The sequence below is a fragment of the Cryobacterium sandaracinum genome (assembly GCF_004403415.1).
Classification (GTDB): Bacteria; Actinomycetota; Actinomycetes; order Actinomycetales; family Microbacteriaceae; genus Cryobacterium; species Cryobacterium sandaracinum.
The window spans coordinates 1-13,104 of sequence record NZ_SOGO01000033.1 but is presented as its reverse complement, the minus strand read 5'-3'; the positions used below and the strand labels follow the sequence as shown (position 1 = coordinate 13,104).

At 69.3% G+C, this 13,104-nt stretch carries 15 protein-coding genes and 1 pseudogene; 15 read left to right on the top strand and 1 reads right to left on the bottom strand.

Annotated elements, in window-relative coordinates:
• Nucleotides 1–8 precede the first annotated feature (8 nt).
• Nucleotides 9–494, bottom strand: coding sequence for a flagellar protein FlgN (locus tag E3T25_RS11515; protein ID WP_104171319.1), 486 nt, complete (start codon nucleotides 492–494; stop codon nucleotides 9–11).
• A gap of 443 nt (nucleotides 495–937) precedes the next feature.
• Here E3T25_RS11515 and E3T25_RS11510 point away from each other — a divergent pair, with 443 nt between their 5' ends.
• The 15 genes and pseudogenes from E3T25_RS11510 to E3T25_RS16815 all read left to right on the top strand — a co-directional run.
• A complete protein-coding gene (locus E3T25_RS11510; protein ID WP_134374362.1) occupies nucleotides 938–1,804 on the top strand; it encodes a sigma-70 family RNA polymerase sigma factor in 867 nt (288 codons plus the stop codon).
• Nucleotides 1,805–1,888: 84 nt separating this feature from the next.
• A complete protein-coding gene (locus tag E3T25_RS11505) occupies nucleotides 1,889–2,734 on the top strand; it encodes a flagellin N-terminal helical domain-containing protein (RefSeq protein ID WP_194085914.1) in 846 nt (281 codons plus the stop codon).
• Between the two features lie 156 nt (nucleotides 2,735–2,890).
• Nucleotides 2,891–4,273 (top strand): flagellar filament capping protein FliD, encoded by a 1,383-nt coding sequence (gene fliD / locus E3T25_RS11500; RefSeq protein WP_134374360.1) that lies wholly within the window; start codon nucleotides 2,891–2,893, stop codon nucleotides 4,271–4,273.
• A gap of 2 nt (nucleotides 4,274–4,275) precedes the next feature.
• Nucleotides 4,276–4,713, top strand: a complete 438-nt coding sequence (fliS, locus tag E3T25_RS11495; RefSeq protein WP_174720112.1) for a flagellar export chaperone FliS — start codon at nucleotides 4,276–4,278, stop codon at nucleotides 4,711–4,713.
• Nucleotides 4,706–5,053, top strand: coding sequence for a hypothetical protein (locus tag E3T25_RS11490; protein ID WP_134374358.1), 348 nt, complete (start codon nucleotides 4,706–4,708; stop codon nucleotides 5,051–5,053). Before fliS ends, E3T25_RS11490 begins: the two co-directional genes overlap by 8 nt.
• 263 nt (nucleotides 5,054–5,316) lie before the next feature.
• Nucleotides 5,317–5,658 (top strand): flagellar basal body rod protein FlgB, encoded by a 342-nt coding sequence (locus tag E3T25_RS11485; protein WP_104099364.1) that lies wholly within the window; start codon nucleotides 5,317–5,319, stop codon nucleotides 5,656–5,658.
• Entirely contained in the window at nucleotides 5,658–6,050 is a 393-nt protein-coding gene (locus E3T25_RS11480) for a flagellar basal body rod protein FlgC (protein ID WP_104099363.1), read from the top strand. The genes E3T25_RS11485 and E3T25_RS11480 overlap by 1 nt, the downstream gene beginning before the upstream one ends.
• Complete coding sequence (gene fliE, locus E3T25_RS11475; RefSeq protein ID WP_134374356.1) at nucleotides 6,050–6,382, top strand: flagellar hook-basal body complex protein FliE; 333 nt, start codon at nucleotides 6,050–6,052, stop codon at nucleotides 6,380–6,382. Before E3T25_RS11480 ends, fliE begins: the two co-directional genes overlap by 1 nt.
• Nucleotides 6,382–7,977, top strand: a complete 1,596-nt coding sequence (fliF, locus tag E3T25_RS11470) for a flagellar basal-body MS-ring/collar protein FliF (RefSeq protein WP_134342029.1) — start codon at nucleotides 6,382–6,384, stop codon at nucleotides 7,975–7,977. The genes fliE and fliF overlap by 1 nt, the downstream gene beginning before the upstream one ends.
• Entirely contained in the window at nucleotides 7,974–8,993 is a 1,020-nt protein-coding gene (gene fliG, locus E3T25_RS11465) for a flagellar motor switch protein FliG (RefSeq protein WP_104099360.1), read from the top strand. Before fliF ends, fliG begins: the two co-directional genes overlap by 4 nt.
• Nucleotides 8,983–9,636, top strand: a complete 654-nt coding sequence (locus E3T25_RS11460) for a FliH/SctL family protein (RefSeq protein WP_134374354.1) — start codon at nucleotides 8,983–8,985, stop codon at nucleotides 9,634–9,636. Before fliG ends, E3T25_RS11460 begins: the two co-directional genes overlap by 11 nt.
• Nucleotides 9,633–10,970: a FliI/YscN family ATPase gene (locus E3T25_RS11455; protein WP_370295424.1), complete on the top strand. Its 1,338-nt coding sequence runs from the start codon at nucleotides 9,633–9,635 to the stop codon at nucleotides 10,968–10,970. The genes E3T25_RS11460 and E3T25_RS11455 overlap by 4 nt, the downstream gene beginning before the upstream one ends.
• Nucleotides 10,970–11,410: a flagellar export protein FliJ gene (locus tag E3T25_RS11450; RefSeq protein WP_134374352.1), complete on the top strand. Its 441-nt coding sequence runs from the start codon at nucleotides 10,970–10,972 to the stop codon at nucleotides 11,408–11,410. The genes E3T25_RS11455 and E3T25_RS11450 overlap by 1 nt, the downstream gene beginning before the upstream one ends.
• On the top strand, nucleotides 11,407–12,096 hold the full coding sequence (locus tag E3T25_RS11445) for a C40 family peptidase (protein WP_134374350.1): 690 nt from the start codon (nucleotides 11,407–11,409) through the stop codon (nucleotides 12,094–12,096). Before E3T25_RS11450 ends, E3T25_RS11445 begins: the two co-directional genes overlap by 4 nt.
• Nucleotides 12,093–13,104: pseudogene (locus tag E3T25_RS16815) on the top strand (hypothetical protein); the annotation flags it as partial. The gene E3T25_RS11445 and the pseudogene E3T25_RS16815, both read left to right, overlap by 4 nt.

The window sequence follows — 13,104 nt, the reverse complement described above, 5'->3', positions numbered from 1 at the left end:
CGGCACCCTCACAGAATCTGGTCGAAAAGTCGGGAGCCGGTGGGGCGCGCACCGGCGGCCCCGGTGGCGTCATACGTCTGAGTGTTCGCGCGCACGTCGGCCAGGGTCTCCTGGCTGGAGCGGGCGGCGGAGCGCAGCAGCTGCTCGTTGGCGTCGCGCAGTTCCTTGATCTGGGTGGTCAGTTCACCCATCGCCTTGAGGTGCGCGGCCATGATCTCGGACCATGGGCCGGCGGGGGCGTGAGCCACGAGCTCGCGCAGGGTGGCGTCTTCGGCCGTTCCCCAATCGAGGGCGACGGCGGCAACCTCGACCGAGCGGGCGAGGCCGGCATCCCGAACGTGGCCGAGCACCTGCTCCACCTCACGGGTGCCCTGTTGCAGCCAGCGGGTCTTGCCGTTGGTCAGCAGCAGCTGTTCCTCGTCGAGTTTGAAGACGAGCAGTTCGAGGAGCTCCCGCTCGCGCCACAGCAACGCTGATAGTTCATTGGCGCCCACGTCTCCTCCAACTGCCTGTCGTCTGGTGCGGCCGGTCCGCGCAAAATCGCGCAGGTCAACGGCTTGTTACTACGACTATCGGCAGGTGACGGCCCCCGGTTAGCCACGGTGTGGATTTCAGACTGCCAGCCGAGACTGAAGGTGTCCACTAAAGAGAGGACACGATTCCGGCAGACACCGGATGCCTGGCCCCCGTTGCGGGGTGATCCGCCCCGATGTGGGGGTGCCTGGCCCCGTTGTGGGGGCACCGTTGCGCATTCGGCCACCGACCGCACCTTTACGTTTTAATCATGGCCGCGAAGTTCTGTGGCCTGGGCCCCGAAACCCTGCGTCACATCCCCGCTTTCTCGCAACGTCCCCGTGCCTACCCGGCCACTCGTTCGACCAGGCCCTTGCCTGATCGATCGGGACAATTCAGGTGTCAAGCACTCAGGGAGTTCCGTGTGAATCGTGCAGAACGCAACCAGTTGGTGATGGATAACCTCCCGCTCGTCGGCTACCTCGTTTCCGAAACCTGGGCCAAGGCCCGGCACCTCTCCCGCGACGACCTGGCCTCGGCCGGAGCTCTCGCCCTGATCACCTCGGCGGATGCCTTCAACGCCGACCTCGGCGTTCCGTTCGGAGCGTTCGCCCGGCGCCGCATCATCGGCGCCTTCGCCGACGAGATGCGCTCCAATGACTGGGCCACTCGGATGGCCCGCCGCCGCATCAAGGAGACCCGTGCCGTTCAGCAGACGCTGGCCGGCGCCCTCGGCCGCGCGGCATCCGTCGACGAGGTTGCCGCCGCCCTCGGCGTCGACCGGGAGACCGCGATCGCCGGCCTGTCCGACTCCGAGCGCACCGTCTCGACCCTCGACGACGCCACCGCCGAGTTCCTGGTTTCCGGAACCGAACTCCCCGGCGACTCGCTGCTCTCCGCCGAGCGCCTGGCCTACCTGCACGCCGCCATCGCGGCACTGCCGGATAAGATGCGCGTGATCGTGCAGCAGGTCTACTTCGACGACCGCTCGGTCAAGGAGATCGCGGTCGAGCTCGGAATCACCCACTCGGCGGTGTCTCAGCAGCGGGCGGAGGCCATCCGTCTGCTCCGCGACGGCCTGGGCACGCACTACTCCGACGACGCCGAGGTGGAATACGTTCCCGAGTCCCGCATCGCGCCGGCCCGCCGCAGCGCCTACCTCGCCCGCCTCGCCGACCAGGCCATGCTCGGCCTCGCCACCGCGAGCGGGGTGGCGTACGCCGCCGGGTCGACGGATGCTGCCGATCCTGCCGGTTCAGACACCCGGGAAGTTTTTTCGATCAACGGCTAACGCGGTCACAGCAGAGGCCGATAGCTCACAGTGTCAGGCCATGGATGGCCTGGCGTTCACCACCCAATCACGGAGGATTTCATCATGGGTATGCAGATCAACACCAACCTCGCGGCCAACAACACGTACCGCAACCTGGCCGCCACGCAGAACGACATGTCCAAGTCCCTGGAGAAGCTCTCCAGCGGCCTCCGCATCAACCGCGCAGCGGATGACGCGGCCGGCCTGGCCATCTCCGAGGGTCTCAAGTCGCAGGTCGGTGGCCTCACGGTCGCCAGCCGCAACGCCCAGGACGGCATCTCGGTCATCCAGACCGCTGAGGGCTCCTTGAACGAGGTCACCTCGATCCTGCAGCGCGTTCGTGACCTCGCAGTCCAGGCCGGCAACGACTCGAACAACACCGATTCGCGTACCGCGATCACGACCGAGGTTCTTGCCCTGGGCAAGGAACTTACCCGTATCGGGGCCTCGACCAACTTCAACGGTACGGCCCTGCTCGACGGCGTCAAGGCGTCGCTGACCTTCCAGGTCGGCGCTGGCAGCGTCGCTGCAACCGACCAGATTGTCGTGAATCTCACGAACGTGTCTACTATCGGTGCCGCCATTGAGGTGCTGGGCACTGCAGCGACTGACGGTTTCAAGGACGCAGCAACGGCCCTGTCCACCATCGCCGCACTGGACCTGAACATCAAGGCCGTGTCCACGTCACGCGCCGAGCTTGGCGCGAACCAGAACCGGTTCGAGAGCGTCATCAAGAACCTGGCCGTCTCCAAGGAGAACCTCACCGCTGCCGGCTCGCGCATCCGCGACACCGACATGGCCGAGGAAATGGTCAAGTACACCCGTTCCAGCATCCTCTCGCAGGCCGGTACCGCCATGCTCGCGCAGGCCAACCAGTCCGCTCAGGGCGTGCTGTCGCTGCTCCGCTAACCCTGAGTAGCTGAACCTTTCGGGAAACCGCACGGTGAACTATGGCTGGTGGTGACCTAAGAGATGAACTGGACCTCATCCCTCGGTCGCCACCAGCCATTCACGTTTACACCCGCACCATCCAGCTTGATCGCAGAAACGTAAGGAGGGGAAGACATGACGAACGCCATCGACGGACTCGTCTCCGGGCTCGACACCACCTCCCTGATCAACTCCCTGATGCAGGTCGAAGCCGTTCCGCAGACGCTGCTGAAGGCCAAGGTCTCCTCGTCGCAGAACCTGATCTCGGCGCTGCAGGGCCTCAACACCCAGATCGCCGGCCTGGCCGATCTGGCCGGCAAGGCCGCGAAGCCGGCCGCACTCGACCTCTATTCGGCCACCAGTACCTCTCCCACCGTCACGACGGCGGTCTCGGCCAACGCCAGCGCCGGGCAACTCGACGTCGTCGTCACCAACCTCGCTCGCAGCCAGGTCGGCGTCTCCGCGGCCATGACCGCCTGGCCCGCCGACCCGGCCGTGCTGACCATCGTCTCCGGCGGTGTCACGACCGAGATCTCCGTCAGCTCGACCTCTCTCGACGCCGTCGCCACGGCCATCAACGCCGCCAACACAGGAGTTACCGCCACGAAGGTCGCGTCCGGAGTGGATGCCGGCGGCGTCGCCCAGTACCGGCTCCAGTTCACCGGGAATGACTCCGGTGCGGCCAAGGCCTTCAGTGTCTATCAGGGCACCGCCGCCGAGGTCACGGCGAACAGCGCGCCCGATTTGCTGGCCGCCGCGGGTGCCGCCGTCATCCGCACCGCCCAGGACGCCAGCGTCACCCTGTGGGCCGGTAGCACCGCCGCCCAGACGATCACCTCGGCTACCAACACGTTCGCGAACCTGCTGCCCGGCGTCGCGATCACGGTATCCGCCGTCTCCGTTGACCCCGTCACCATCAAGGTCGCTCGTGACGACGCGCAGATCGGCTCCCTGGCCTCGGGTCTGGTTAGCTCCCTGAACGGCGTCTTCGCGCTGATCTCCACCAAGTCCGCGGTCGTCAACAGCACCAACGCGTCGGGGGCCGCCGTGTTGTCGGCCGGCATCTTCACCAGCGACAGCACCGTGCGCGACGTTAAGCAGCGCATTCTCACGGCCGCCTCGGCACCGATCAACGGGCACTCGCCGTCGGAGTACGGCATCAGCATCACCCGATCCGGCACCATGGAGTTCGACGCGGCCAAGTTCGCCGCGGCCCTCGCCAAGGACCCGGTAACCGTCAAAGCAGCAGTGCAGGAGATCGCGACCCGCGTCGCAGCAGCGGCGTCATCGGCCTCGGACAAATACGACGGTCAGATCACCGCGAAGATCACCGGTCAGCAGTCCACGGTCAAGAACTTAGGCGACCGCATCGCCGACTGGGACCGCAGCCTGGCCACCCGCCGGGCGACCCTGCAGAGCACCTACACCGCACTGGAAACCCAGCTCAGCGCCCTGAAAGCACAGTCCTCGTGGCTGAGTGCCCAGGTTGCCGGGCTCCCGACCTCGAGCACAGGATGATGATGGCTGTTATGAGCATGATGGGTGGGGCACAGGCCCGGCGCGCACAGTTGAACCGCGAAGCGGTGCTCTCGGCCACGCCGGTGCGCCTGCTCACGATGCTCTACGACCGGTTGCTGCTCGATCTCGGCCGCGCCGAGATCGCCCAGAATATCGAGGACTGGGCCGTCGCCTCGGAGCACCTCCTGCACGCCCAGGCGATCGTCTCCGAACTGTCGACCTCGCTCAACGTGGAGGCCTGGGAGGGCGGCGAGGGTCTGTTCGCCCTGTACACCTACGTGTCCAACGCGTTGATGAGCGCCAACATCCATCGGGATGTCGCCCGTACCCGGGAGGCCATCGCCCTGCTCGAGCCGCTGCGGCAGACCTGGCACGAAGCGGCCGAGCTGCTGCCGGCCCAGAGCGCGGCGCGTGCCGGCGGGGAGTACGGTCTTGCCTAGGGTTCTGCTCGACACCCACGAATCTGCGAACGACCGCCAGGAGTGGCTGGATGTGCTCGACCAGCTCGAGTCGAGCCTCGGCTCGGGCGCCCGCGACGCCGTGCTGGCCGGCCCGGGGGAGCGCTTCTCTGCCGGCGTGCAGTGGCGTGCGCCCGAACACCTGGGCCAGCTGCCCGCCGACCTCGAGACGCGCGCCCGGCGCCTGCTCTCCGGCCAGCTCGAACTGATCAGCGAGATCGAGGATGCCCGGCGCTCCGCCGGCGTGCACCTCGCCGCAGTGCGCACCATCATCTCGGCCCAGCACACCGACCAGGCCGTCTACCTCGACATAGCCGGCTGACTGCCCGCCCACCTCGCGCCCGTTGCCGGCTACCGCCGCTGCGGGCCAACTGTTGCCCGCTCGGACATTTGTTGCCCGTGCGCGGGCAACAGTTGTCCGTTTCGACAACAGTTGCGGGGTTCCGCTCGAAAACGTGAGGAAAGAAGTTCCGCGACAACTCCTTACGCGCCTCGGCCACCGGCCGATAGCTAGGAGCGAGCAGGGATTGCTCGACCACAGGCCACGGATCGGCCGCCCTCGTTTTGCCGACGAATCGGGTATCCGTGTTTGAATCCGTGACCATGACGGCGCTCTCCAGCGCGCTGGACGGGCTGGCCCTGCGCCAGCGCACCATCGCGAACAACATCGCGAACGTGAACACGCCGAACTACCACGCCAAGCGTGTGGCGTTCGAGGATGCCCTGGCGCAGTCTGTGCAGGCCGGCAGCGGCAGCACTGTCGCCACCACCGCCAGTTCCCTCGAGCCCACCCGCCTCGACGGCAACAACGTCAACCTCGACACCGAGACCCTCTCCAACATCGACACCGTGCTGCGGTACCAGTTCGCGGCGCAGGCCGTCAACGGACCGTTCACGGCCATGCGCTCCGCGATGCGAACCAGCTGATGACCCTCGACGCCATCGGGATTGCCGGCAGCGGCCTCACCCTGCACCGCAAATGGCTCGACGCCGTCGCGGACAACATCGCCAACGCCAACACGGTCACCGCCACCGACGGTGACGCCTTCCAGGCGCGCTACATCGTCGCCCAGGCCGGCCAAGGCACCACCGGAGCCTATGCGGCCGGGACGGCACTCGGCGACGCCGAGGGAATCCTGACCTTCGACCCGAGCAACCCACTCGCCGACGAGGCCGGCTACGTGCGCCGCCCGGACGTCGACATGGCCGAGCAGATGGGCGCGCTGATCATGGCGCAGCGCGGCTACCAGGCCAACGCCGCCGTCGTCGACCGTGCCAAGACGACCTACGAAGCCGCACTCCAGATTGGACGCTCCTGATGACCATCGGTTCGATCAACCCGATCCAGTCCGTGACCGGCACGGGATACCTCTCCGGCGTGCAGGGCATGCAGGGTGTGCAGGGAACCACGGGGAGCCAGGGCACCGACGGTTCGGCCTTCGGCAGCGCCCTGGTCGGCGCTGTCGACAATCTGCAGCAGCTGCAGGCCACCTCCACCACCCTCACGGTGCAGGCCGTAACCGGAAACCTGACCGACATCCACTCGGCCACCCTGGCCTCGACTCGCGCCCAGGTCACCCTCGAACTCGTGGCCGCCGTGCGCAATAAGGGTGTCGACGCGTTCAACGAGATCATGAGGATGCAGGCCTGATGCCGCGCCCGATCACGTCGGCCTTCGCACGCCTCGGCCAGAGCATCCGGTCCTTCTCCGTCGCCCAGCGCACGGTCGCCATCATCGGCGTCGCCGTGCTTGCCCTAGGCATCGCCGCCCTGAGCATGTGGGCCACCAAGCCGGCCTTCACGCCCCTGTTCTCCGGGCTGAGCGGTTCCGACGCGAATACCATCGTCGAGCAGCTTCGCACCGACGGCGTCGCCTACGAGCTCAGCGACGGTGGCGCGACGATCCTGGTGCCGCAGCAGAACGTCTACGACGAGCGCCTCAAGGCCGCCGCAGCCGGCCTGCCGTCCTCCAGCACGGGCGGCTACGGGCTGCTCGACACCATGGGTGTCACTTCCAGCGAGTTCCAGCAGTCGGTCACCTACAAGCGGGCGCTCGAGGGCGAACTCGCCAACACCGTCAAGGCCATGAAGGGCGTCAAGAACGCCTCGGTGCGCCTGGCGATCCCCGAAGAGACCGTGTTCGCGTCGGAGCAGAGCGACCCCACGGCATCCGTCTTCGTGGAGACGGCCACCGGCAGCACCCTGAACGCCGACCAGGTGCAGTCCATCGTGCACCTCACCTCGGCCTCCATCGCCGGGATGGCACCCACCGACGTGGCCGTCATCGACTCCACGGGTGTCGTGCTCTCGGCGGTCGGCGTGGGAGCGACCGGATCCGCCGACCAGCAGGCCGGCGCCTACGAGGACCGCGTGCGGGGGGCCGTGCAGGCCATGCTGGACAAGGTCGTCGGGCCCGGCAACGCCACCGTCGTCGTGGCCGCCGACATGAGCTACCAGTCGGCCCAGCGGGTCGAGGAATCGTTCACCACCCCGACGGATGCCCCGGCCCTCAACGAGGCCGTCAAAACCGAGTCGTACACGGGCTCCGGCGGCTCCGCGGCCGGCGTCCTCGGCCCGGACAACATCGCCGTCCCGGCGGGCACCGAGGGCGATGGAACCTTCACCTCCGAGGACACCACCAAGAACAACGCGGTCAACAAGGTCACCGAGACCCGCACCATCCCGGCCGGGGAGATCAACCGGCAGACGGTCTCGGTGGCCGTGAACGCCGACGTCGTGGGTCAGCTCAACGTCGCCGACGTCACCTCGCTGGTGGCCTCGGCCGCCGGCATCGACGTGCAGCGCGGCGACGCGGTCACCGTGGAGGTAGTCAGCTTCAACGGCGGCGCGGCAGAGGATGCCGCCGCGGCCCTCGCGGCGACCGAAGCGGCGGCCGCCGCCGACCGGTTCGCAGAGATCATGCGCATCGCCATCATCACCGCGGGGATTGTCATCACTTTCGTGCTGGGGCTCATCCTCTACGCGCGTCGTTCGCGCCGCCAGAGCCGCGAGTCCATCGAGCTTGACGAAATGATGGAGGTCCGGCCCGCGCTGTCCGTGCCGGAGGTGCCGTTCCCGCTGAGCGCCCCGATCGCGCCGATCATGATCGACCCCACCCCGACCGTGGCCTATCTGCCGCCGGCCTCCGACCGGATGCGGGTGGAGATCGACGCACTCGCTCAGCGTGACCCTGCGAAGACCGCGGAATACCTCCGCGGCCTGATGGATGACCGGCAGCCCGCATGATCGACGCCCAGCCGGCCCTGACCGGCACGCAGAAGGTCGCCGTGGTGCTGATGAGCATGGAGCACCAGCGCGCCACCGAAGTGATGAAGCAGTTCACCGAGGCCGAGGCGGCCGATATCGCCGCGGAGATGGTGCAGTTGCGCCGGGTCGACCCGGAGGTGACCGAAACCACCGTTCTGGAGTTCCACGAACTCACGGTCAAGGGTGCCCATACCCGGCGCGGCGGTCACGCCTATGCGATCGGCCTGCTTGAGGCATCCTTCGGCGCGGAACGAGCGGCCGGCGTCATGGTCAAGGTGGCCTCGTCGATGGCCGGCAAGGCCTTCGAGTTTCTCGACGCCGCCGAGCCGTTGCAGATCCTCACCCTGCTTGACGGCGAATTGCCCCAGACCATCGCGCTCGTGCTCGCGCACCTGCGCCCCGGGCACGCCTCCGCCGTGCTCGGCGGCCTCGACGCCGACCTGCGCGCGGAGGTGGCGCAGTGCATCGCCGGCATGGGCACGGCCACCCCCGAGGCCGTGCGCGTGGTCACCGAGACCCTCAAGGCCCGGGTCGGCGCCGTCGCCTCCTCCCGCGACTCGGTGGAGATCGTCGGCGGTATCCAGCCGCTCGTCGAGATCATCAACCGGGCCGATGTGGCCACCGAACGCGCCCTTCTCGAAGCCCTCGATGCGCGCGATCCGGCCCTGGCCGAAGAGGTCCGGTCACGGATGCTGACCTTCGCCGACATCGTCAAGCTCGAAAACCGAGACGTACAGCAGGTGCTCCGCGGCATCGACGCGGGCATCCTCGCCATCGCCATGAAGGGCTCCGCGGACGCTGTGGTCTCGATCATTCGCACCAACCTGTCCGAGCGCAACCGGGAGATCCTCGACGACGAGGTCAAAGCCATGGCGCCCGTGCGGGTGTCGCAGGTCGAGGAAGCGCGCGCCACGATCGTGCGGGCCATCCGCGACCTCGAGGCGCAGGGGAGCATCACCGTGCAACGTGCCGAGGAGGACGACTATGTTGTTTGACGCAGCGACCGCCCGGTCGAACTTCTCCGCCGTGACCTTCCCCAGCCTGCAGGGCGAGCGGGACGCAGGCGGCGACGCCTCCCGGGCCCGGGGGCACGCCGCCGGCTACACCGCGGGACTCCGGGCGGCCGCCGCCGAGGTGGATGCCCGGATCGCGCGGCTCGACGCCGAGCAGGCCGCCGCCGGTGCCATCGGCCAGGCGCGGATCGACCGGGCGGTCGCGCTGCTGGGTGCCGCCGCCGCCGCGCTGCACGAGCGCACCGTTCCGGTGATCCAGGAGGCGGAGGACACCCTTGTCGCGACCGCGCTCGAGCTGGCCGAAGCGATCCTCAGCTACTCACTCGGCGACGCCGACGCCTCGGCGCGGGCCGCACTGGGCCGCGCCCTCGCGACCGGAGTGACCGGTGCGACCGTCACCACCGGCGCACTCGGTACCGTTCGCCCGCACTCCGTGCGGATGAACCCCGCCGACCTTGCTCTGATCGACCTGATCACCCGCGCGGATGCCGGCGTGGACTTCACGGCGGACGCCGACCTCGCCCGTGGCGACGCGATCGCCGAGTTCCCCGATGGATTCCTTGACGCCCGGATCGGCACCGCGCTTACCCGCGCGAAGGCCGCCCTCACCGGAGCCCGGTCGTGACCCTGGCGCAGGCCCCCGCCTGGCGTCCGCGCGCGGGAAAGATCCGCTCCGCCCTCGACGCCGCGCGGCCCCAGCGGGTGGGCGTCGTCTCTTCGATCGTCGGTCTCGGTCTGGAGGTGCGCGGGCTCAATTCCGCGATCGGCGATCTGGTCACGGTCGGCGACGGCGGGGAGATCGACGCCGAGGTGGTCGCCACGACGCAGGGCGGCATCCGGTGCATGCCGCTCGGCCGGATGACCGGTATTCGGATCGGCGCGCCCGTGCGCTCGGACGGAACCCCGCACCTCGTGCCCACCGGCGCCGGCCTGTTCGGGCGCGTCATCGACGGCCTCGGCCGGCCCATCGACGGCAAAGGCCCTCTCTCCGGTGCCCGGTTCGTCGGCCTCGATCACGACAGCCCCTCCGCGATGGCCCGCTCCCGCATCCAGACGCCGCTCCAGTTGGGTGTGCGCGTGCTCGACACCCTCACCACCGTCGGGAAGGGACAGCGGATGGGCCTGTTCGCCGGCTCCGGCGTCGGCAAGTCCTCGCTGCTTTCGATGATCGCCCGCGGCACCGACGCGGAGGTCTCGGTCATCGCCCTGGTGGGGGAGCGCGGCCGCGAGGTGCGCGAATTCCTTGAAGACGACCTCGGACCCGAGGGGCTCGCCCGTTCGATCGTGGTCGTGTCCACCTCCGACGAACCGGCCATGATGCGGCTGCGCGCCGCCTTCCTGGCCACCCGGATCGCCGAGTCGTTCCGTGACGAGGGAGCCGACGTGATGCTGATGATGGATTCACTCACCCGGGTGGCGATGGCCCAGCGCGAGATCGGCCTCTCGGTCGGCGAACCCCCTGCCACCCGCGGTTATCCGCCCTCGACCTTCTCCCTGCTCGCCCGCCTACTCGAACGGGCCGGCACCGACGAAACCGGGTCGATCACGGGCGTCTACACGGTGCTCGTCGACGGCGACGACCACAATGAACCGATTGCGGATGCCGCCCGCTCGATCCTCGACGGACACGTCGTACTCGACCGCAAACTGGCTGTCCTCGGCCATTTCCCCGCTGTCGACGCGCTCTCCTCGATCTCCCGTGTCGCCTCCCGGGTCAACAGCCCCGAGCAGAACCAGGTCGCCGGCCTGTTGCGCCGGGTGCTCGCCGCACGCCGCACCGCGCAGGACCTGCTCGACGTCGGCGCGTACCGGCGGGGCACGAACCCGCTTGTCGACGCCGCCGTCGACAACGAGGGCGCCATCAACGCGTTCCTCCAGCAGCGCATGGACGACCAGACCTCGGCCCCGCTCGCTTGGGACCAACTCACGACACTTACTCGAACGCTGGGGGCGCTCTGATGAAACGCACTTTCGCTTTGGCCGGGCTCCTCCGGCTTAGGCACCTGCAGCAGGACCAGGCCGCCGGCGACCTAGCCCAGGCCAACGCCGTCGTTCAGGCGAACGCGGCTCGCCGGGCCGCGACCAGGGCCACTCTGCGGCACGCGCCGAGTCTGGCCAGCGGGGCTGACACGCTGTCGGCGATCGCCTCCGCCCGCGCCTCGGCGCACAGCATGTTGGCCGACATGGAGGCCCTCGGCCGCAACTACCAGGTTGCCGTCGGCGAGGCGCAGGTCGCCTTCGAAGCGACCCGTGCCGATACGGTGCGGTTGGAGAAGCTCGAGGGCAGGCACGGAGCCCTGGTCGCGGCCAACGACCTGCACCGCGAACAGGCCATCCTCGACGAGATTGCGTCGACCGGCTGGCACCGCAACCGGGGCGCGGGCGGTGACCCGCGATGACCATGATCGCGGCGATGAGCCGGGTCAGCGAGATCCAGGCGACACTCGTTCAGCTCTCGGCCGGGGCGAACGCCCAGAAGGCGCAGGCTACTGCCGCAGCCGGCAGCGCCACCGCCGGGGCGGGCGCGAGCACCTCGGCGAACACCTTCGCCGACGCCCTCGCGTCGGCGTCGGGCGCCGCCGCGGTCGGCCCGGCCGCACCGAGCCCGGGTGGGGCCACCGGCGCCGACGTGGTCGACGCCGCGAAGAAGTACCTGGGCGTGCCCTACGTCTTCGGCGGTGAAGACGCCAGCGGCATGGACTGTTCCGGGTTGGTGCAAACCGTGTATGCCGAAATGGGCATAGACGTGCCGCGCCTCGTGTCGGGCCAGATGAAGATCGGCACCGAGGTCGGCTCCCTCGCCGAGGCCAAGCCCGGTGACCTGATCGTCACCGGCGGCGGCGAGCACATCCTGATCTACGCCGGCGACAACAAGGTCATCCACGCGCCCTACGAGGGCCGCACGGTCTCACTGGTCGAGGCCTACATGGACGACTCCGAGATCGACACCATCCGCCGTGTGATTCCGGATGCCCCGGCCGCCACCGCGAGCCCGGCGTCCTCGAGCACGGCCTCCGCTTCGTCAGCCGCCGGCAGCCAGCTCAGCGCCGCACTGGCCTCATTCATGAACGGAGCCTCCCGATGAGCGCCACGTCCGTCCGGCTGGCGCCGACGCCCCACACCGCGGCGCAGGCGCTGGCATCCGCGTCCTCATCCGCTGCCGCGTCCTCATCCGCCTCCTCCGCCGCCGCCTCCCCCTCGGCTTCGCGTGGCCCGCTGGGTGCCCGCCCGGGTGCCGGCTCATTCGCGTCCGTGCTGCAGGGCACCCTCGTGGGCCCGCGCACCTCGGCGATCGCGTCTCCGCCGGGTTCCGCGTCAACCTCATCCCGGGCTCCCGAGCCGACCTCGGAGCGCACCGCCGAACCGGCCTCCGGACCGACCACTGATCTGAGGAACGCCCTGACCGGCGCGGCGCCGGCCCCGGAGCACCAGCAGCCGCGCGCCATCCCGACCGCCGCCGGGTTCAGCCTCTCGCCACTGCCGACCGGTGCGAAAGCCACCGGAGCCGACAGTGCTGCCCTCGCCGACTCCGTCGGGACCGAGGCCGTGACCATCCCGACCGCCGCCGCCGGCACCGCCGGCACCGCCGAGACTTCCACCATCGCCGCCACCGAATCCGAAGCCGACTCAGACTCCACGGAGACGTCCGCCGCAGACTCCAACACTTTCACCGCAGCGAACGCCGCTGGCGGTACCGCGCTTCCGGCCGGGACTCTCGCTGCCCCGATGCCGGTGCCACCGGCACCCGCCGCCGCAGCACCCGCCACCGTAGCACCCGCCACCGTAGCACCCGCCGCCGTAGCGCCCGTCACCGCCGCGCCCGTCACCGCCGCGCCCGTCACCGCCGCAGGGCCCGGTGCCACCGCAGGGCCCGTAGCCGGGACAGCATCTTCCGCCGGAGCGACTGTCGCGGGCACGGCGCCCACGGGCCTCACGGCGCCCACCGGCCTCGGCGCGGCCGCAGGGACATCCGTCGCCGGTGACCGCGCGGCCACCGTGAACCTGAAGCAGGCCGAAGCCTCGGCGCCCGCCGCCCTGCTCGTGCCGCTCGGCACGCCGGCCACGGCGGCCACCCCGGCCACCGCCCCCCTTG